The following is an 18223-nucleotide window of genomic DNA, read 5'->3' as shown; positions in this document are numbered from 1 at the left end:
CCTACCTCGCTTTGTCCCATCACAGGGGGGGCAGTGCCATACTTGGTTGATGACCTGGCGGAGCAAGCCGGCGTGTCGGTCGAAATTCTAGAAGCGCTATCATTGGCTCTTCCTGCCGGTGCCGGACGGCTCTACGATCAGCGGACATACCGCAAGAAGCACGGCGGAATACGAGAAGTATTTAATCCGAGGCAACCCTTCGCTACCATTAGCAAGAATTTGCATCGAAGCTTTCTACACCTGTTCTCGTATGATCCGCCCAATCATGTTCACGGATTTGTTCGCGGACGTTCTACGGTCAGCAACGCCAGTCAGCACCTAGCAAAACCGTGCGTTTTGCGCATGGATCTTGAGGATTTCTTTCCGTCAATTGGCGCCGCAACAATAAAGACTACGTTGCGAGAGCAAGGTTACGAAGAGAAGGCCGCGGACATTGCCGTCAATCTCGTCACCATCGGCGGCAAACTACCAATCGGACTTAGTACTTCACCCCTCTTGTCTAATTTGGCTTTCCTGGGCACAGACCGGTCCCTCGCCGAGTACGCACAGTCAGAGGGCTTGTCGTTTACGCGCTATGTGGACGATCTCACATTCTCTGGCGATGTCACTGACCGCCATTCAGTGGATATCGCTCAAATCCTCGACGACGCTGGCTGGTCGGTGAACACGCGCAAAACCGCTTTCATGCGCCGCGGTGGTCCACAATACGTGACCGGCTTGTACGTCGGCGAATCGGACGGGCCGCGGATCCCGCGTCAGGTAAAGCGTAAGATGCGATGGATCTTGCACGTGATATCGAAATTCGGTTACTACACCTATATGAAAGAATTCGGCGGCGCGGGCGAGGTGATGCTTCGGAATCGCCTGTTGGGCTGGGCATGCTATATCGCCGCGGTCGAGCCAGACGTAGGTTATCCACTACTGCGGGCAGTCGATGAGCTGGTTCCGGATCCGGATGAGGATATATACGACCTCCTCTAGGTCTGCACCCATCACCGGGCCGTCTGTGGGCCGTCCGAGGGTGGCCAACGACTACCAACAACGACGAACAACGACAGCGTCCTCGCTGGTCACAGTGGCCCCCTGAACAGGGCCCCGAGGTAGCAGCTCTGCATCATCACTTCTTCGACGTGTGATCGAAGCGTAGGCCAGTCCTACGGCGGCTTTGCGGCGTCCCCGTTCCCGTTTCCCGGGACGGGGACGCCGTCGTATCGTTTCCTGCACAGTTGTTCGACCGGAGACGACGGGGGATACGGGGATGTCCGCGCAGGACGAGGACGGCGAGCGGGAGTTCGACATCAAGTGGGCCGACGGGGCCGAGCTCAAGGAGCCCTCTGCCCGGGCCCGGATGCTCGCCGCCCGTTGGAAGGAGAACCCGCCGAAGCCACAGCCGTTCCGTGCCGACCCGGAGCCGCGGGCACCGCGCCGCTCGTCCTGGAGGTCGACGGCCCTCGTTCTCGGGGCCGTGGCAGTGATCATCCTGGTGCTGGGGTATGCGGACTTCCGTCCGTACTAGCGCGCTGAGCAGGTAAGGGGCGGACGTGCGGGGCAGTATCTGGAACGGGGCGCAGGCGGCGGTACGCCTCGCGAAGGGGGCCGTACTGCGGGAGGCCATGTTCGACGTGGCCGACCCGGCAGTCTGGATCGCGCTGGACGAGGCGGTGCGGCACAGTGTCCGGTCCTCAACCGACGGCACCTGGCTGCCGGCCTGGCAGCGGACCGAACAGGGGTGGACGCTGACCGACGCCCAGCTCGCGCTCGCCCTGTGCCAACGGGACGGGAGGATCCGCGCGTGGGCGCTGGGGGAGATCGCCGGGCGGCCGGAGTTGCTGCCGCTGGTCGTGATCCGGTGCGCGGACTGGGCCGAACCGGTGCGGGACCGGGCCCGGACGCGGTGGGCCGAGGCGATCACCGTGGAGACCGCGACCGCGCTGGCCCCGCTCGCCCTGCGGATCGGCATCCGGTACCGGGGTGACTTCGCCCTCGGCCTGATCGACAAGGTGCTGCGCTCTGCGGACCGCGAGGCGCTGCTTCCGCTCCTCACCCATGCCGACCGCACCGTGCGCCGCTTCGCCCACCGGCTCGCCGTCGAGGAGGGTTTCCTCTCCCCCGCCGAGCTGGCCCGCAGCGCCGCCCGGGACGAGGACACGGTCGTCCAGGGCCTCTGCGCGGAGGCCGCCCTGACCTCGGTGGCGGAGGGCGACGCGGACGACGACGTACTCGAACCGCTGCTCGCCGCCCGTAATCCGCGGGCGCGGTCGGCCGGGGTGACCGCGTTGCGGCGGGCCGGGCGCGGGGAGCGGGCTGTCGCGTTCCTCGGCGACCGGGCCGGGGTGGTGCGGGCCTGTGCGCGCTATGTCGTACGGCAGTCCGGGGGCGACCCCTTGGAGTGGTACCGGCGCCGGTGTGCCGAGGCCGGCGATGCCGCGCTGTCGCCGGGGGTGGTGAGCGGACTCGCGGAGTGCGGGGACCGGAGCGACGCCGAGGTGCTGTGGGCGTTGACCTCGCATCCGGATCCGGTGGTCAGGGCTCGCGCCGTGGGCGGGTTGCGGGCGCTGGACGTGCTGGACGTACCGCGGCTGCGGACGCTGCTCGACGATCCCGCGCCCGGTGTGGTGCGGGAGGCGACCCTGGCGCTGGTGCCGTCCGCGCGGATGCTGGACGACGGGTGGCTGCTGGAGCGGCTGGCGGTGGAGCGGGCCCGGGAGACACGGATCTCCGCGTTCCGGCTGGTCAACGCGCACGGCGGGCTCGTACGGCTGCGGGCCGCCGTCGCGCTGGTCGACGATCCGGACGACAAGCTGCGGCACTGGGCCCGGCAGTCCGTGCTGCGCTGGCATCCGACGGCGGAGGTGCCGCGCGGGTCGGCGGAGGTGGGCGAGCTGCTGGAGCGGGCGGGGCTGTTCGACGCGTACGGGTTGAAGAGGCTCAAGTGGGAGGCCGGGCTCAAGGCCTGAGCCTTTGCCGGCCCCAGGGCTGATCGCGACCTCTTCATGGGCAGGGCCGGGTGCACACTGGACGGTGGGACGAGTGCCTGACTGCGGGGTGGTGCAGATGCGGAGTCGTTTCCGGGGCGACCGGGGGCTGACCGTGCGGATGACGGTCACCATGTTCCTGCTCGGACTGCTGTACGTGGCCTTCTTCGCCGCGTTGATCGTGTTGCTGAAGTCCTGGCTGCTGGTCGTGGCGCTGATCGCCGTGATGTTCGTGGCGCAGTTCTGGTTCTCCGACAAGATCGCGATGTTCGCGATGCGCGGGAAGGTCGTGGGGCGCGAGGAGTATCCCGAGCTGCACGCGGTGGTCGACCGGCTGTGCGCCATCGCGGACATGCCCAAGCCCGTGATCGCGGTGTCCACCATGGACATGCCCAACGCGTTCGCCACCGGCCGGAATCCCGACAACGCCGTGGTGTGTGTGACCACGGGGCTGCTGCGGCGGCTGGATCCCGCCGAGCTGGAGGGTGTGCTCGCGCACGAGCTGTCTCACGTGGCGCACAAGGACGTCGCCGTGATCACCATCGCCTCGTTCCTGGGCGTGATCGCCGGGCTGATCGTGCGGTTCGCCTTCTACAGCCAGCTGTTCGGCGGGCGGAAGGACCAGAACACCGCCGTGATCTTCGCCGCCGTGATGGGTGTCTCGGCGGCCGTGTACGCGCTCAGCTTCCTGCTGATCAGGGCACTGTCCCGGTACCGGGAACTGGCGGCGGACCGGGCCGCGGCCCTCCTCACCGGCCGGCCTTCGGTACTCGCCTCCGCGCTGACCAAGGTGTCGGGCGAGATCGCCCGCATCCCCACCAAGGACCTGCGCACCGCCCAGGCCTTCAACGCCTTCTACTTCACTCCCGCCACCGGCAAGGAGCCCGGCATCGAGCGGATCTTCTCGACCCACCCGTCCCTGGAACAGCGGCTGGAGCAACTGGGGCGGATCTCGACGGAGTTGGGTGAGGCGGCGACGCCCGGGAAAGGTGAGGCGGGCTGAGGATGGGGCTGCTGGACATCCTGCTCGGGCGCACGAAGCCCGTCGCGCCCGATCTCGACCAGCTCTTCGCGCTGCCGTCGGCGGCCGTCACGCTGGAGGCGGCCGCCTCCTTCACGCCGACCGGACGCGGGGCGGTGTGCTTCGCCACGGTCGAGGGGGCGGCCTTCGAGCAGACGCACCGCGAGGTCCAGGCCCTGCTGGACGCGGACGCCGACCGGGACGGCCCGCCGGTGGCCCTGCGGCGGGACGACTTCGGATACTCCTGGCTGGTCTCCGAGCGCACCCCGGACCAGTTGCCGCAGCTGGTCAACGACCTGCACGCGGTGAACAGTTCGATGGAGGTCAACGGCTTCGGGCCGCAACTGCTGTGCTCGCTCGCCGGGTTCCAGGACACCGAGGGGCGCTCCCTCGCACTGGTGTACCTCTACAAGCGCGGCAGCTTCTACCCCTTCGCGCCGCTCCCCGGCGAGGGACAGCGGCGCGACAACCCGCTGGAGCTGCGGGTGAAGGCCGCGCTCACGAACGATCTGCGGATCGAGCAGGACCTGAACCGCTGGTTCCCTCTGTGGGGCGCCCCCGGTCTCTGAGGCCCTAGCCCTTTCTCTCGCGCGCCTGCCGACGGGACTCCATGGGGCGTTCGCGGCGGTAACGGCGGTCCCACCTGGCCTGCTTGTCACGGCGGTCGCGGTACGCCCGGTAGCTGCCGGGCGCGGCCCCCGAAGCGCCGCCGGACGAGCCGCCCGACGAGGGCGCCGAGGTGCCGCCCCGGCCGTACTGCAGGTACAGGAAGAGCAGGGCGACGGCGACGAGCCACCAGGTGTGGTTCCCGAAGCCCAGGATGACCAGGACGACGGTCCCGGAAATGACCATGGTGCCCATGACGGGCCTCCGTGTGCGTGGGTGTGGTGTAGAAGAGTAGCCCCGGAGGGGCGGGGTGATGCCTGCCCTGCGCGAAGCTCTTTCCCCGCACTCCGGAGTTGACGGCAGGCCCTGTCTCACTCGCCCGGGGCGGCCGTGACGACACCTGCCGCGATGGCGGCGGACAGGGTCGCGTGGTCGGTGGTGGTCCGGTCGGCGTAGGTGAGCGCGAAGTCGGCGACCGACTGGTCGAAGGTGTCGGCGCTGCCCAGGTACGCGGCGATGGCGATGCGGTCGCCGGAGCGGGCGTGGGCGCGGGCCAGGGTGGTGCCGCACAGGCGGGCGTAGGCCCTGAGGTCGGCCGGGGGCATGCCCGCGACGTCCGCGGGGCCCTTCGTCTCACGCAGCCGACGCCAGTAGAAGGCGCGCCCCTGCGGTCCGCTCATCCAGCCCAGGAAGATGTCGCCCGCCGCCTGGAGCAGCCGCTGGCCCACGACCACGCGGCGGCCGGGATGATCGTACGGACCGAGCGGCAGATACTCCTCCAGTACGGCCGTCCGCGCCTCCTTGATCTGCAGGAACAGCGGGTCGTCGACATCCCGCCCCTCCAGCAGCACGATGAAGCAGCGCACGCCGACGCTCCCGACACCGACGACCTTGCGGGCCGCGTCGACGAAGCGGTAGCGGTCCAGGAGCAGCCGTCGTTCCTCGGAGAGCGTGGAGCGGTAGTCGCTGAAGATCTTGCGCAGGCTGGCCATGTCGGACGCGCCGGCCGGTTCGAGGAGTGGCGGGTCGTGGACGATGCGGCGGCGGCCGTCGACGACCTCCGTGAGTTTGCCGAGGGCCTGGATGCTGGTGCGGCGGCGGGCCCGGGTGAGGCTGTGGTCCACGTGCCGGCCGCGACGGCGGGAACGCACCAGGGGCAGCAGGCTGTCGGCGTCGGCGCTCGCGTACCAGACCTCCAGCTCGCCCATGCGGGCCAGCCGGCGCATGCCCGTGCGGTACGCGGTGACGGCCTCCCCCGCCGCCCGGTGGGCCTTGGCCTCGTCATGCCCGTTCTCGCGGGCGGCCACGGCGACGCTCGCGGCGAGCCGTTTGACGTCCCACTCGAAGGGGCCGGGGAAGGTCTCGTCGAAGTCGTTGATGTCGAAGAGGAGGGAGCGTTCCGGGGAGGCGTACAGGCCGAAGTTGAGCAGGTGGGCGTCGCCGCAGAGCTGCACGGTGAGGCCCGTGTGGGGCTGGGCGGAGAGGTCGGCGGCCATCACGGCGGCCGCGCCGCGCAGGAAGGCGAAGGGGGAGGCGGACATCCTGCCGTACCGGATCGGCAGCAGCTCCGGGAGCAGGTCGCGGCCCTGCCGTTCCAGTACGGCGACGGGGTCGGGGCGGTCGACGGACGGGATCCAGACGGCGTGGGAGGAACGAGGGACGCGGTTGCGGGCGGTGCGGCCGCGCTCCGCGCGGGTGGCGGGGGTGTTCATGTGCCCTGTCTCTGCGTCACGCTCGCCTCCTGGTCGCCGGTGTCCTTCACCTCCTCATCGCAGTGAAGGGCCGGAGGGGGAAGGTGCGCATGCCGGGTACGGCGAACGGGTGACGGGGGCAGGCCTGCTACAGCCCCGCCCCCCTTGGGGCGCGTTGTCAGTGCCCTGCGTCAAGATGGGCCGCATGGGTGTGGGTGACGAAGTGCGGTACATCGGGGTGGAGGAGCGGCGCGCTCGGCTGGCGTCGCGGCAGCAGCTTGCCGGGACGGCTCGGGTGGGGAGTCCCGAGGAGGTGGCCGGTGCTCTGGTCGCGCTGCACGGGTCCGACCCCGCGACCGTGTATCTGGCGGTCGGCGCGCGGCTCGTGGATCCCTCGGGGACCGTCACCGAGACCGAGCGGGCGTTGTACGAGGACCGGTCGTTGGTGCGCATGCACGGGATGCGGCACACCGTGTTCGCGTTCCCGACCGAGCTCACCGCGGTCGTGCACGCCTCGACCGGCCTCACGGTCGCCGCGCGGGAACGGGCCAAGCTCCTCAAGGACATGGCGAAGGCCGGCGCCCCGGACGCGACCTGGCTGAAGGAGGTCGAGGAGGCGACGCTGGCCGCGCTCGCCCGGCGCGGCGAGGCGACGGCGACGGAGCTCGCCCAGGACGAGCCGCGGCTGCGGGAGCAGTTCGTGTACGCGGCCGGGAAGAGCTACGAGGGCGTCCACTCCGTCTCGAGCCGCCTGCTGAAGGTGCTCGGCGTGGAGGGCAAGGTGGTCCGCGGCCGGCCGCTCGGCTCCTGGATCTCCACGCAGTTCCGCTGGGCGGTGGCACCCCCGCATCCCGAACTCGACGTGGCCGAGGCCCAGGCCGAGTTGCTGCGGCGCTGGCTCACCGTGTGCGGCCCCGCCACCGAGGCCGACCTGAAGTGGTGGACGGGCTGGAAGGTGACCGACGTCCGCCGCGCGCTCACGACGATCCGCGCGGTCCGGGTGTCCGTCGACGAGGGCCCGGCCTACGTCGTCGACGGCGACGCCGACCCGGTCGCGGGACCGGTAGAGCCCTGGGCTGCCTTGCTTCCCGGCCTCGATCCGACGGCGATGGGCTGGCAGCAGCGGGACTGGTACCTGGCGCCGTCGCTGCGGCCCGCCCTGTTCGACCGCAGCGGCAATGTGGGACCGACGGTGTGGTGGAACGGGCGGGTGGTGGGGGGTTGGGGACAGCGGCCCGACGGGGAGATCGTCTGGCGGTTGCTGGACACGGAGGGCGTGGGGAGCGAGGCGGAGGTGGCCATCGCGGTGGAGGCGGAGCGACTGCGGGGGTGGGTGGGGGCGACGCGCGTGACACCACGGTTCCGGGTGCCGCTGGAGAAGGAGTTGGCCACGGGCACGGGCTGACCGGAACGCCGGACGCCCAGGAGGGCGCCCGGCGCCAGGGCTTATCGCGAGTAGCGCATCAGCGCCCGCACCATGTGGCACGTCGTGTCCGACGGTGGGTGGACGCCGATCATCTCCGCCGTGTCCCGGATCGTCTCGTTGCGGGCCTGGTTCGGCACGAAGACGCCGGAGTCGAGCAGGGCGATCGCGAGCCGCATCGCCTTGAGGCGGCGGTTGTGGGTGACATACCACTCGCGGGGGCGGCCCGGCGGCAACGGGCGCTTCTCCACGGGGGTGTACGGCAGGTCGAGCAGCACGGGGTGCTTCGCGGTGGACTGGGTCGGGAACGGCTTCTGCTTCAGTGCGGCAGCGGGCACAGGCATCCTCCTGTCGCGGTAAGGGCGGCCACCGGGGACCCGGCGACGCCCTCGAACACTGGTTTTATTCTACCGTCCGCCACTGACAAAAGCCCCTGGCCACAAGGGCTTTCGGGGGTGCTGTGACGCAGGGGGAAGACGGGTTTTCGCGTACCGTGGACGCCATGGAGATCTGGATCAATCCGGCCTGTTCGAAGTGCCGCAGCGCGATCAGCCTGCTCGACGCGGAGGGTGCCGAGTACACCGTCCGCCGCTATCTGGAGGACGTCCCGAGCGAGGACGAGATCCGCGAGGTGCTCGACCGGCTCGGGCTCGAACCGTGGGACATCACCCGCACCCAGGAGGCCGCCGCCAAGGAGCTCGGCCTCAAGGAGTGGGCCCGGGACGACAGTTCGCGCGACCGTTGGATCACCGCGCTCGCCGACCACCCGAAGCTGATCCAGCGGCCGATCATCACGGCGGACGACGGCTCCGCGGTGGTCGGCCGCACCGAGGACGCCGTACGGGATGCCCTGGCCAGGAAATAGCGGAGTGTGACGCAGGTTACGTCTGATGACTCCTGTAACCGCTGAGTAACCTCGTTCGGTATCTCGTACATAGCGGCGTACGCTCCCCTAGCTCCCAGGAGGCGCGGATGTCGCGCAGGAGAACACTCGGTACGAAGAAGAAGGTCGCGCTGCTGGTGAGCGCGGCGGCGGTGGCGGGTGGTGGGGCCTTTGTGATGGCCGGCACCTCGAACGCCGCGCAGAGTCCGCAGACGGCGGCGGAATCGACGGTCTGCCAGGGGCTCGCCACCGCGCTCGGCAACAACCAGCGGTTCATCGAGGGGCAACGCTCCGCTCCCGACGCACAGTCGGCGGCCCGGATCGCCAACCGGGAAGCGGTGATCGCGCAGATCAAGGTGCAGCAGGAGGCGTCCGGTTGCGCGGTCGGGGAGTCGGCTCAGGACTCCCAGGCCGCCGCGGGGCAGCCCTCACAGGCCGCGTCCGCTTCTCAGGCTCCCCCCGCGGGGAACGCCGCCTCCGGGCAGCAGGTGTGCAACGGCTCGACCGTCACGCTCTCCGGTGAGGCCGGTGCGCCCGCCGCGTCCAGCAACCAGTTCCCGGCCGGCACGAAGCTGAAGGTCACCAACCTGGACAACAACAAGTCCACGACAGTGGAGGTCACGTCGGTCTCCGGCAGCTGCGCCCTGCTCAACAACGCGGCCTTCGAACAGGTGCGGGAGCCGGGCAAGTTCCTCATCCGCCGGGCCCTGATCGAGAAGGTGGGGTGAGGTCATTCGGGACGTTCGCCTAGGAACTCACTGAGGCGGCGGGCCAGTTCGGGAGGTGCGGACTGCGGAAGCGCGTGGTGGGAGACGCCGGGGACGACGTCGATCTCCGCCCGCGGCAGCAGTTCGCCGGCCTGGGCCGTCACCTCGTAGGGGTCATGGGTCCTGCTGTTCGCGGCCACGAGCAGCAGGACCGGCGGGTTCAGGACGCGCAGTGCGTCCGGGGCGGGGCGGGGACCGGTGACCGGTCTCACGGCGGGGAAACCGGCGGCGGCCTCCTGGAGGCGGAGCCAGTCGGGGTCCAGGCGGGCCGCTCCCCCGGTCTCCCAGTCCAGGAAGGCGCGGACCCGGGCGGGCGTGGGGCGCAGCAGCATCGGCAGGGCGTGCAGCAGATACGCCGCCTTGAACCCGGCGAAGCACTGGGTCGGGTCCAGGAGGAACAGGCGGCGCATCCGGTGGGGGGCGTGCACGGCGTGATGCAGGGCGATCCAGGCGCCGTACGAGTGTCCGCCGAAGTCGGCCTCCGTGATGCCGAGTCCGTCGAGGAGGGCGTCCAGCCAGGCGGTCAGGTCGGCGACCGTACGGGGGTGACGGTCGGCAGCCGGTTCGCTGCGGCCCGGGGCTCCGATCAGGTCGACGGCGAGGACCCGGTGGGTGCGGGCGAGGGGGGCGGCCTGGGCGTACCAGCACGTGGAGGTCGTTCCCCCGCCGCCCGGCAGCAGGACGAGCGGGGGCGCGTCGGCCGGCCCGCACGCGTTGACGTGGGTGGTGCCGAACGGGGTGGGCACCCGTAGCGCCTCCCGGTCGGCGGGCCACTTGGCCAGCACCTTGTCGTAGCCGGCCTGGAACGCGTCGTCGTCGTACCTACTCATCGATCCCTCCCGTATTATCTCGCTCGGCAAGATACTCGATGAGCGAGATAATACGAGAGGGTGCACATGACGTCCCCGGGACCGGAGATGGAGATCGTCCATCTCCTGCGCGCGGTGACCGTCGAACTCGGCCTGCACAGTGCCCGGTTCGCCCAGCGCAACGCCATGCATCCGACGGACGTCCGTGCCCTGATCGCCCTGATGGACGCCTCACGCGCGGGCGAGGAGATGACGGCGGGGCGGCTCGGCGCTGAGCTCGGGCTCAATTCGGCGGGGACGACCTCGCTGCTCGACCGGCTGGAGCGGGCCGGTCATGTGCGGCGGGTACGGGGACGGGAGGACCGGCGCAAGGTGGTCGTCGAGGTGGACGAACGCGCGGTGGAGCTGGGGCAGGCCTTCTTCGGACCGCTGATCGGGCGGGCGGTGGAGTTGCTCCAGGGGTACGACGAGGGGGAACGGGCGGCGATCCGGGGGTTCTTGGCGGGGGTACGGGACGCGGCGGCCGAGGAGGCCTGACCTCGCACGGACCGGCCGCTCCGCTCAGTCGCGTTCGCCGGCCGCGAGTGCCTTCGCCTCCGTCTCCTCGTCGACACCCAGTACCGGCCGGTCCGGGCGCTGCGGCGCCACCCCGCCGCTCTCCCGCAGCCAGTGCCAGGTGTCGGACACCGTCTCGGCGACCGGACGGCAGCGCAGACCCGCCGCGACGGCCCGGGAGGTGTCCCCGCTGTGGAGGGTGGTGTGCAGGTCGGTGTCCGGCGGGACCCACACCGGCAGGCCGGTCCATGGCGCGATGCCCGCGTCGAGGACGATGTCCGGCTCGGTCCAGCGCAGTTCGGCGTTCGACCCGGTCACGGCCACACAGGCGTCGAGGAGTTCGGCCATGGTGGTGTGGCCGCGTGGGCTGACCAGGTTGTACGGGCCGTTCAGCTCCGCTTCCGCGGCGCTCAGCGTCCACTGCGCCAGGTCGCGGACGTCGACGTACTGGAGAGGGAGGTCCCGTGGCCCGGGCGCGAGGACCGGGCCACCCCGGGCGATACGGCCCAGCCACCACGGCAGGCGGCCGATGTTCTCGTACGGGCCGAGGATCAGCCCGGCCCGTACGAGCAGGGAGCGGTCCGTGCCGAACGCGTCGACGGCGGCGAGTTCACCGCCCCGTTTGTCCCGGGCGTAGTCGGTCTGCTCCGCGTCGGCCGCGGCGCCCTCGACCAGGGGCGCGTCCTCGGTGTATCCGGCCGGCTGCGGCCAGGCGTACACCGAGCGACTCGACACGTACGCATACCGGTCGGCGCGGCCCCGCAGCAGCCGCGCCGCGTCCCGGACCGCGCGGGGTGCCGCCGACCAGGTGTCGACGACCAGGTCCCAAGGGCCCCCTTGGGCCAGGGCCGTGAGACCGCCGGGCGCGGTGCGGTCACCGTGCAGCGGCCGCACCCCGGCCACGGGCGCGTGCCGTCCCCGGTGGAAGACGGTCACGTCCCAGCCGCGTTCCAGGGCCGCCTCGGCGACGGCCCGGCCGACGAACTCCGTACCACCCAGCAGAAGAAGTCTCATGCCGGTGACTGTGCCCGCCGGAGCGCCGCGAGGGAACCCGGATCTGCCCTGGGCAGACGGTCAGCCGCCGGTCGGCGGGGTGTACTTGTAGCCGACCCGGCGCACGGTCTGGATCGCGCCCCGGAATTCCGCGCCCAGCTTGCGGCGCAGCCGGGCGATGTGGACGTCGACGGTACGGCCGTCGCCCACGTGGCCGTAACCCCAGACCGTGGTGACCAGCTGGTCGCGGGTGTGCACCCGGTGGGGGTTCTGGACGAGGTGGGCGAGGAGCTCGAACTCCAGGTAGGTGAGGTCGAGTTCCCTGCCGTTCACCTCCGCGGTGCGCTGCACGGTGTCGATCCGTACGAGGGGGGCGCCGGCGTCCGCGTCCGGGACCGTCGGTTCCGGCCGGAAGGGCTGGTGCTGGTCGGCCGGGACGAGCACGAGGTAGCCGATCATCGGGGGCTGGCCCGGCAGGATGGGCAGGGTGTGCTGGGGAGCGGGCAGCCAGGTGGCTCCTGGAGGAAGGAACTCCGGCGCTTCGGGAACCTCGTCGGGGCGGACGGCTCGGAGCCGGTGCCGTACGCCGTTCTCGGACGGGGCGGTGAGGGGGGCGGTGGAGAGAGTACGGGTGGTCGCCATGAGATCAGCTCTTTCGCGCGAGAGGGTCGTCGGGAGACGTACGTCTGCGCGCTGGCCGAAGGCCGGGGTATACGGCTTTAGAGGGCCTGCGCGTTCCTCGCGCGGCAACACACCCGGTCGAAGTCGTGGTGCTGACGGGAAGGCCAGAAGGGCTCGAGGTCATGGCGACCTGTCGCGCTGCACTTCCGGAAGCTGGCCATGAACCCATTGAAGCAGACGCGGGCCCGCGAAAGGAGCCTTCTCTCACTGCTCGGACACTTCCCGGCGTGCCCGCTCCACCGAGACACGCCGAGGGGCGCCCACCGTGGCCGGTGAGCGCCCCTCGGGAGGCTGAGGCGGGGATCAGACCTGGCCGGCCTTCTCCAGCGCGGAGCAGCAGGTGTCGACGATCAGACGCGTCACCAGGTACGGGTCGACGTTGGCGTTCGGGCGGCGGTCCTCGATGTAGCCCTTGCCGTCCTTCTCGACCTGCCACGGGATACGCACCGAGGCGCCACGGTTGGAGACACCGTAGGAGTACTCGTTCCACGGGGCGGTCTCGTGCAGACCGGTCAGGCGGTCGTCGATGCCGGCGCCGTAGTTCTTGACGTGGTCGAGGGGCTTGGAGCCCTCACCGAGCGACTCGCAGGCGGTGATGATCGCGTCGTAGCCCTCGCGCATCGCCTTGGTGGAGAAGTTGGTGTGCGCACCCGCGCCGTTCCAGTCGCCCTTCACCGGCTTCGGGTCCAGGGTCGCGGCGATGCCGAAGTCCTCGGCGGTGCGGTAGAGCAGCCAGCGGGCCACCCACAGGTGATCGGAGACCTCCAGCGGGGAGACCGGGCCGACCTGGAACTCCCACTGGCCGGGCATGACCTCGGCGTTGATGCCGGAGATCGCGAGGCCCGCCTTGAGGCAGTTCTCCAGGTGCGCCTCGACGACGTCACGGCCGAAGATCTCGTCCGCGCCGACACCGCAGTAGTAGCCGCCCTGCGGGGCGGGGAAGCCGCCCTTGGGGAAGCCGAGGGGGTAGCCGTCCTTGAAGAACGTGTACTCCTGCTCGATGCCGAAGATCGGCTCCTGGGAGGCGAACTTCTCGGCGACCTCGGTGAGCGCGGCACGGGTGTTGGACTCGTGCGGCGTCATGCCGATGTTGAGGACCTCGCACAGGACGAGGATGTCGTCGCCGCCGCGGATCGGGTCCGGGCAGGAGAAGACCGGCTTGAGGACACGGTCCGAGGAGTGGCCCTCGGCCTGGTTCGTGGAGGACCCGTCGAAGCCCCAGATCGGCAGCTCCGCGCCCTTGGCGTCGTCCGCCATGATCTTCGTCTTGGAACGGAGCTTGGCAGTCGGCTGGGTGCCGTCGATCCAGATGTACTCAGCCTTGAAGGTCACGGGCCACTTCCTTCGGGGATGTGTCTACGCACTGCGGGTGCTGCGGCGCTGCGGCACTGAAACGCCGCCTCATTTGATGCCCGCGAGCCTGTCAACAGGCGATTTCCCGGTCATTGCTCGAATGTGAACCCCGTGTTACCGGGTGATGCTGTGGCGCGATTCACGGTGTGAGCGCGATGAAGGGTGTACCTGGCACCACCTCCCGACCCGGCGGCCAGGCCCAGTGACCCGCGTCGCGCTCTCCACCAGACTGACCGTATGACCATCGAGACGCGGAACGGCAGTTGGGGTACGAGGGCGCGGGGCATCGGACTCGCGGCCGCGCGGGGGCTCGCACTGACGTTGGTGACACTGCCGGGGGCGCTGCTCGGACTCACGCTCGGCCTGGTGTCCATCGCCCTCGTCCCGGTCGGGATCGGGGTCTTCACGACCCCCTGGGTGCTGACGGGCGTGCGTGCCTTCGCGGACTGGCGGCGGGTGCTCGCGGCCGAGTGGAGCGAGGTGCGGATCCCGTCGGCGTACCGGCCGATACCGGACAACGCCCACGCCTGGGCCCGCACCTACGTGATGCTGCGCGACCCGGCGACCTGGCGGGATCTGGCATGGTTGCAGGTGGACATGACGGCGGGGTTCGTGACGGCGCTGCTGCCGGCGGTGTTCGTCCTCTACCCGCTGGAAGGGCTCGCGGTCGCGGCCGGGCTGTGGCGGCCGCTCGCGGAGCTGGGCGGCGGCTACTGGTACGGCTTCGTGCATGTCACCGACCAGCCTTCCGCGCTCGCCGCCGGTGCCCTGGGTGTCGTCCTGCTGTCCCTCGCCCCACTCGCCCCGCGGCTGCTGACCGCCCACTTCCGGCTCACCCGCGCCGTACTCGGCGCCGGTCAGGGCGAGTTGGCCGAACGCGTCCGCGTCCTGACCGAGACCCGGCGGGACGCCGTGGACACCTCCGCGGCCGAACTGCGGCGCATCGAGCGGGACCTGCACGACGGGGCGCAGGCCCGTCTGGTCGCCATGGGCATGGATCTCGGCACCATCGAGATGCTCCTCGACAAGGACCCCGCGCAGGCGAAGCGACTCCTGGCGCAGGCACGTCAGTCCTCGGTGGACGCCCTCACCGAACTGCGCGACCTGGTGCGCGGCATCCATCCGCCGGTGCTGGCAGAGCGCGGACTGGGCGACGCCGTACGGGCGTTGGCGCTGCGGCTGCCGGTCGCCACCGAGGTGACCGTGGAGCTCGAAGGCCGGCCGGACGCGCCCGTGGAGTCGGCCGCCTACTTCGCGGTCAGCGAGGTCCTCACCAACGCGGTCAAGCACTCCGGCGCCGACCGGATCTGGATCGACCTGCATCAGACCGAGGGGATGCTGCGGATCAGCGTCACCGACAACGGCCGGGGCGGCGCGCTGATCACGGCCGGTTCGGGACTGGCCGGAGTCGAGCGGCGGCTGGGTACATTCGACGGCGTCCTGGCCGTCGGCTCACCCGCGGGCGGCCCCACCATGGTCACCATGGAGATCCCTTGCGCGTAGTCCTGGCCGAAGACCTCTTCCTGCTGCGCGACGGTCTCGTGCGGCTCCTCGATGCGCACGACTTCGAGATCGCCGCGGCCGTCGAGAGCGGACCCGAACTGGCCCGCGCACTGGCCGAACTGGAACCGGACGTCGCCGTGGTCGACGTCCGACTGCCGCCGACGCACACCGACGAGGGTCTGCAGTGCGCACTGAACGCCCGGCGGGACAGACCCGGGCTGCCGGTGCTGGTGCTGTCGCAGCACGTGGAGCAGCTGTACGCGCGCGAGTTGCTGGCCGACGGCACCGGCGGGGTGGGCTATCTGCTCAAGGACCGGGTGTTCGACGCGGAGCAGTTCGTGGATGCCGTACGACGGGTCGCGGCGGGCGGTACGGCGATGGACCCGCAGGTGATCCAGCAGCTGCTGACCCGGCGGGCGGCGGGCGACCTCCCGCTCGCCCGGATCACGCCCCGCGAGCGGGAGGTGCTGGAACTGATGGCGCAGGGGCGGTCGAACGCGGCGATCGCCGCCAAGCTCGTCGTCACGGAACGGGCGATCGCCAAGCACACCGCCAACATCTTCACCAAACTGGGACTTGAGGTGTCGGACGACGACAATCGGCGCGTGCTGGCGGTGCTCGCGTATCTCGACCAGGGCCGGTAAGCAACCCCTCATTCTCTGTAACTCCTGCTGCTCAACGGGCTGTTGTCGGCCCGGTGCCCGGCAAACCTCTGATTTGTTTGTGGGGCGGCTGAACACCCCTGGGACGGCGTCCGTAAGTGAGGGAGCCGCTTCACTCCTGTCGGGCGCCTCGATGGCCCGGAAAAGGAAGTCAGAGGAGTTCCATGGGACGCAATACACGTAAACGCCGCTCGTCGATGGCCAACAAGGCCATAGCCGCGTCGGCGGCCCTAGCGCTCGGTGGGGGCGGGCTGATCTGGGCGAACTTCTACGCCTCGGCGCACGAGTCCAACAACAACGGCTGGTCTCAGAACCAGACGAAGGCCGCCGCCGCGCAGGTGGCGACCATCTCCTGCCCCGATGTCGGCCAGAAGCTGACGAACGTGCCTCAGTCGGCGCGTCAGGGTGTGGCCACGGAGCTGGCCAACCTGGACAAGCAGATCACCGAGGCCTACGCCAGGCTCGCCTCGACACGGCAGGCTCAGGCGGGTGACTCGGGCTTCGTCCAGAACGCCATCGTCGGCCCCCTGAAGGAGAAGCGGGCGGCCACGATCGACCGGATCCGCATCGACGTCCAGCGGGTCGGTGGCCAGTTCAACACGTCGCTCAGCCAGTTGGCCGCCTGCACGACACAGAACGCGCAGACCAACGCCGGCGGCCAGCAGCAGAACGGCGGCCAGCAGAACAACGGCGGTCAGCAGCAAAACGGTGGCCAGCAGCAGGGCGGCCAGCAGAACGGTGGTCAGCAGAACGGCGGCCAGCAGCAGGGCGGCCAGCAGAACGCCGACAACAACGGCAACGGCGCCGCGGGCCCGGTGGCCGCGGACTTCGTCAACATCCAGAACGTCCAGCCCAACTCCCGGGGCCTTCAGAACGGACTGGCCGCCAACGGGAACACCGGCTCCAAGGGTTCCTTCACCACGAAGTGCGGTGTCAACGAGAACAATCTCTTCAACAGTGACAACCTGATCGTGGCCCCGGGTGTCGACAACGGCGCGCACCACACGCACGACTACGTCGGCAACCAGGACAACAACGCCTTCTCCAGCGACCAGGACCTGGGGAACGCCGGTACCAGCTGCCAGAACCAGGGTGACAAGTCCACCTACTACTGGCCGGTGCTGCGTCTCCAGGACGGCACCAAGGAGTTCGACGCGGCCGACCTCGGCGGTGGAGCCGAGGGCAACGTCGGCAAGATCCTGAAGGCCAAGCAGGCGGAGATCAAGTTCGTCGGCAACAAGAAGGGTCCCGTCGTCGCGATGCCGCAGTTCCTGCGCATCATCACCGGCGACGCCAAGGCCTTCACGAACGGTCTCAAGAACGCCAACACCTCGTTCAGCTGCACCGGCTTCGAGAACCGGCAGGTGACGGACAAGTACGTGATCTGCCCGCAGGGCAGCTCGGTGGTCCGCACGTCCAACTTCCAGAGCTGCTGGGACGGCAAGAACATCGACAGCGCCAACCACCGTGACCAGGTGGCGTTCGTCGGGGCCGACGGCAGCTGCCCGAACGGCTTCCAGGCGATCCCGCAGCTCCAGGTCCGTCTGGTGTACGACGTTCCCGCTCCGACCATCCAGAACGGTCAGGTGAAGAGCCCGTACGCCGTGGACGGTTTCCCCGAGCAGCTGCACAAGCCGATCACCGACCACAACGACTTCATCAACGTCATGAGCACTCAGCTGATGAACAAGGTGGTCAACTGCATCAACACCGGCAAGAAGTGCCAGTGACACACCACTAGAAAGCCGGCGGTGGGGATTCCCACCGCCGGCTTTCGTCTGTCCGTCGTGGTGCTAGTGAGCCGAGTGCGCGGAATGGTCGGCGCCCACCTCGAGGTCTCCGCCCAGCGTGCGGCGCAGGCTCGCGACCACGTCCTGGTGACCGACGGCGATCCACTTGCGGCCGACGAGGTAGTAGCCGCCGTAGTCCTTGGCCGTGTTGATCCACTCACGCTGGCCGCGGTCGGTGGAGAACGTGGCCAGGATGTACTTCTCCTTGTCCTTCTTGCAGATGGCCTGGCGCAGCTCGTCGGCGTCGATCTGGATGTTGGGCGTGCACTTCACCTCGGCGGCCAGGTGCTCCAGGCTGCCGGTGGCCGCGGAGGGCACCGCGGCGGCCTTCGCGTCACCGCCGGATCCGCAGCCCGCCAGCGCCAGCACCGCGGCCGCGCCGGTCAGCGCGAGCATCGGTCGGGTCAACCTCATCTGTTCCTCCGGTCACGGGTCACCTCGGACGGGCCCCGGCGGGGGTCCGTCTCCTCCCATACGGCTGCGAGGCGCGGGACGCTCAAATCCTGGTGTC

20 protein-coding genes are annotated in these 18223 nt (G+C 69.9%); 12 read left to right on the top strand and 8 right to left on the bottom strand.

The annotated features are described in order from the left end of the window. Positions 1–42 precede the first annotated feature (42 nt). From OG841_RS33485 to pspAB, 5 genes are all read left to right on the top strand, one after another. Positions 43–981 carry a reverse transcriptase family protein gene (locus OG841_RS33485; protein WP_371567801.1) on the top strand — a complete coding sequence of 313 codons (939 nt, stop codon included), beginning with the start codon at positions 43–45 and terminating at the stop codon, positions 979–981. Positions 982–1258: 277 nt separating this feature from the next. Then, positions 1259–1516 carry an SCO2583/SCO2584 N-terminal domain-containing protein gene (locus tag OG841_RS33480; RefSeq protein WP_328637963.1) on the top strand — a complete coding sequence of 86 codons (258 nt, stop codon included), beginning with the start codon at positions 1259–1261 and terminating at the stop codon, positions 1514–1516. 25 nt (positions 1517–1541) lie between these two features. Continuing rightward, positions 1542–2957 (top strand): hypothetical protein, encoded by a 1416-nt coding sequence (locus tag OG841_RS33475; RefSeq protein ID WP_365118272.1) that lies wholly within the window; start codon positions 1542–1544, stop codon positions 2955–2957. Between the two features lie 97 nt (positions 2958–3054). After that, positions 3055–3978, top strand: coding sequence for a zinc metalloprotease HtpX (gene htpX / locus OG841_RS33470; protein ID WP_328637964.1), 924 nt, complete (start codon positions 3055–3057; stop codon positions 3976–3978). Positions 3979–3980: 2 nt separating this feature from the next. Beyond that, a complete protein-coding gene (pspAB, locus tag OG841_RS33465) occupies positions 3981–4565 on the top strand; it encodes a PspA-associated protein PspAB (RefSeq protein ID WP_328637965.1) in 585 nt (194 codons plus the stop codon). A 4-nt stretch (positions 4566–4569) separates the two neighbouring features. Here pspAB and OG841_RS33460 read toward each other — a convergent pair whose 3' ends face one another. Beyond that, positions 4570–4857, bottom strand: coding sequence for a hypothetical protein (locus tag OG841_RS33460; RefSeq protein ID WP_328637966.1), 288 nt, complete (start codon positions 4855–4857; stop codon positions 4570–4572). Positions 4858–4973: 116 nt separating this feature from the next. Further along, the gene (locus OG841_RS33455; RefSeq protein WP_371567795.1) at positions 4974–6314 is read right to left on the bottom strand and encodes a DUF2252 domain-containing protein; all 1341 of its coding nucleotides are present in this window, start codon (positions 6312–6314) and stop codon (positions 4974–4976) included. Between the two features lie 184 nt (positions 6315–6498). Here OG841_RS33455 and OG841_RS33450 point away from each other — a divergent pair, with 184 nt between their 5' ends. Then, on the top strand, positions 6499–7698 hold the full coding sequence (locus OG841_RS33450) for a winged helix DNA-binding domain-containing protein (RefSeq protein ID WP_328637968.1): 1200 nt from the start codon (positions 6499–6501) through the stop codon (positions 7696–7698). 41 nt (positions 7699–7739) lie between these two features. Here OG841_RS33450 and OG841_RS33445 read toward each other — a convergent pair whose 3' ends face one another. Continuing rightward, entirely contained in the window at positions 7740–8054 is a 315-nt protein-coding gene (locus OG841_RS33445) for a hypothetical protein (RefSeq protein WP_057611735.1), read from the bottom strand. A gap of 164 nt (positions 8055–8218) precedes the next feature. On the opposite strand from OG841_RS33445, the gene OG841_RS33440 reads away from it, so the two are divergent. Then, positions 8219–8581, top strand: a complete 363-nt coding sequence (locus OG841_RS33440) for an arsenate reductase family protein (protein WP_328637969.1) — start codon at positions 8219–8221, stop codon at positions 8579–8581. Between the two features lie 107 nt (positions 8582–8688). Next, entirely contained in the window at positions 8689–9327 is a 639-nt protein-coding gene (locus OG841_RS33435) for a hypothetical protein (RefSeq protein ID WP_328637970.1), read from the top strand. A 2-nt stretch (positions 9328–9329) separates the two neighbouring features. On the opposite strand, the gene OG841_RS33430 is transcribed toward OG841_RS33435, so the two are convergent. Beyond that, positions 9330–10196 carry an alpha/beta fold hydrolase gene (locus OG841_RS33430; protein ID WP_371567791.1) on the bottom strand — a complete coding sequence of 289 codons (867 nt, stop codon included), beginning with the start codon at positions 10194–10196 and terminating at the stop codon, positions 9330–9332. A gap of 66 nt (positions 10197–10262) precedes the next feature. Between OG841_RS33430 and OG841_RS33425 the strand changes: the two genes are divergently transcribed. Further along, entirely contained in the window at positions 10263–10712 is a 450-nt protein-coding gene (locus OG841_RS33425; protein WP_328637972.1) for a MarR family winged helix-turn-helix transcriptional regulator, read from the top strand. Positions 10713–10736: 24 nt separating this feature from the next. Here OG841_RS33425 and OG841_RS33420 read toward each other — a convergent pair whose 3' ends face one another. From OG841_RS33420 to glnII, 3 genes are all read right to left on the bottom strand, one after another. After that, positions 10737–11744 (bottom strand): SDR family oxidoreductase, encoded by a 1008-nt coding sequence (locus OG841_RS33420; protein WP_371567787.1) that lies wholly within the window; start codon positions 11742–11744, stop codon positions 10737–10739. A gap of 60 nt (positions 11745–11804) precedes the next feature. After that, positions 11805–12365 carry a winged helix-turn-helix domain-containing protein gene (locus OG841_RS33415; protein ID WP_328637974.1) on the bottom strand — a complete coding sequence of 187 codons (561 nt, stop codon included), beginning with the start codon at positions 12363–12365 and terminating at the stop codon, positions 11805–11807. 342 nt (positions 12366–12707) lie between these two features. After that, complete coding sequence (glnII, locus tag OG841_RS33410) at positions 12708–13736, bottom strand: glutamine synthetase (protein ID WP_371567783.1); 1029 nt, start codon at positions 13734–13736, stop codon at positions 12708–12710. Positions 13737–13994: 258 nt separating this feature from the next. Between glnII and OG841_RS33405 the strand changes: the two genes are divergently transcribed. The 3 genes from OG841_RS33405 to OG841_RS33395 all read left to right on the top strand — a co-directional run bounded on the left by OG841_RS33405 (position 13995) and on the right by OG841_RS33395 (position 17652). Continuing rightward, entirely contained in the window at positions 13995–15260 is a 1266-nt protein-coding gene (locus OG841_RS33405) for a sensor histidine kinase (RefSeq protein ID WP_328637975.1), read from the top strand. Then, positions 15251–15904 (top strand): response regulator transcription factor, encoded by a 654-nt coding sequence (locus OG841_RS33400; RefSeq protein WP_365118259.1) that lies wholly within the window; start codon positions 15251–15253, stop codon positions 15902–15904. The genes OG841_RS33405 and OG841_RS33400 overlap by 10 nt, the downstream gene beginning before the upstream one ends. A gap of 182 nt (positions 15905–16086) precedes the next feature. After that, entirely contained in the window at positions 16087–17652 is a 1566-nt protein-coding gene (locus OG841_RS33395; RefSeq protein WP_371567779.1) for a DUF1996 domain-containing protein, read from the top strand. Between the two features lie 63 nt (positions 17653–17715). On the opposite strand, the gene OG841_RS33390 is transcribed toward OG841_RS33395, so the two are convergent. Then, positions 17716–18126, bottom strand: coding sequence for a hypothetical protein (locus OG841_RS33390; protein ID WP_328637978.1), 411 nt, complete (start codon positions 18124–18126; stop codon positions 17716–17718). Positions 18127–18223 lie beyond the last annotated feature (97 nt).

It is taken from the genome of Streptomyces canus (genome assembly GCF_041435015.1).
Lineage (GTDB): Bacteria > Actinomycetota > Actinomycetes > Streptomycetales > Streptomycetaceae > Streptomyces > Streptomyces canus_G.
This window is presented reverse-complemented; position numbering and strand designations above follow the sequence as displayed.

What these genes read in the sequence shown, in the direction of transcription:
- OG841_RS33395 (WP_371567779.1), top strand. Translation starts at nt 16,087, where the DNA reads ATGGGACGCAATACACGTAAACGCCGCTCGTCGATGGCCAACAAGGCC.
- OG841_RS33435 (WP_328637970.1), top strand. Translation starts at nt 8,689, where the DNA reads ATGTCGCGCAGGAGAACACTCGGTACGAAGAAGAAGGTCGCGCTGCTG.
- OG841_RS33405 (WP_328637975.1), top strand. Translation starts at nt 13,995, where the DNA reads ATGACCATCGAGACGCGGAACGGCAGTTGGGGTACGAGGGCGCGGGGC.
- htpX (WP_328637964.1), top strand. Translation starts at nt 3,055, where the DNA reads ATGCGGAGTCGTTTCCGGGGCGACCGGGGGCTGACCGTGCGGATGACG.
- OG841_RS33430 (WP_371567791.1), bottom strand. Translation starts at nt 10,196, where the DNA reads ATGAGTAGGTACGACGACGACGCGTTCCAGGCCGGCTACGACAAGGTG.
- OG841_RS33450 (WP_328637968.1), top strand. Translation starts at nt 6,499, where the DNA reads ATGGGTGTGGGTGACGAAGTGCGGTACATCGGGGTGGAGGAGCGGCGC.
- OG841_RS33415 (WP_328637974.1), bottom strand. Translation starts at nt 12,365, where the DNA reads ATGGCGACCACCCGTACTCTCTCCACCGCCCCCCTCACCGCCCCGTCC.
- OG841_RS33425 (WP_328637972.1), top strand. Translation starts at nt 10,263, where the DNA reads ATGACGTCCCCGGGACCGGAGATGGAGATCGTCCATCTCCTGCGCGCG.
- OG841_RS33480 (WP_328637963.1), top strand. Translation starts at nt 1,259, where the DNA reads ATGTCCGCGCAGGACGAGGACGGCGAGCGGGAGTTCGACATCAAGTGG.
- OG841_RS33455 (WP_371567795.1), bottom strand. Translation starts at nt 6,314, where the DNA reads ATGAACACCCCCGCCACCCGCGCGGAGCGCGGCCGCACCGCCCGCAAC.
- pspAB (WP_328637965.1), top strand. Translation starts at nt 3,981, where the DNA reads ATGGGGCTGCTGGACATCCTGCTCGGGCGCACGAAGCCCGTCGCGCCC.
- OG841_RS33460 (WP_328637966.1), bottom strand. Translation starts at nt 4,857, where the DNA reads ATGGGCACCATGGTCATTTCCGGGACCGTCGTCCTGGTCATCCTGGGC.
- OG841_RS33420 (WP_371567787.1), bottom strand. Translation starts at nt 11,744, where the DNA reads ATGAGACTTCTTCTGCTGGGTGGTACGGAGTTCGTCGGCCGGGCCGTC.
- OG841_RS33390 (WP_328637978.1), bottom strand. Translation starts at nt 18,126, where the DNA reads ATGAGGTTGACCCGACCGATGCTCGCGCTGACCGGCGCGGCCGCGGTG.
- OG841_RS33440 (WP_328637969.1), top strand. Translation starts at nt 8,219, where the DNA reads ATGGAGATCTGGATCAATCCGGCCTGTTCGAAGTGCCGCAGCGCGATC.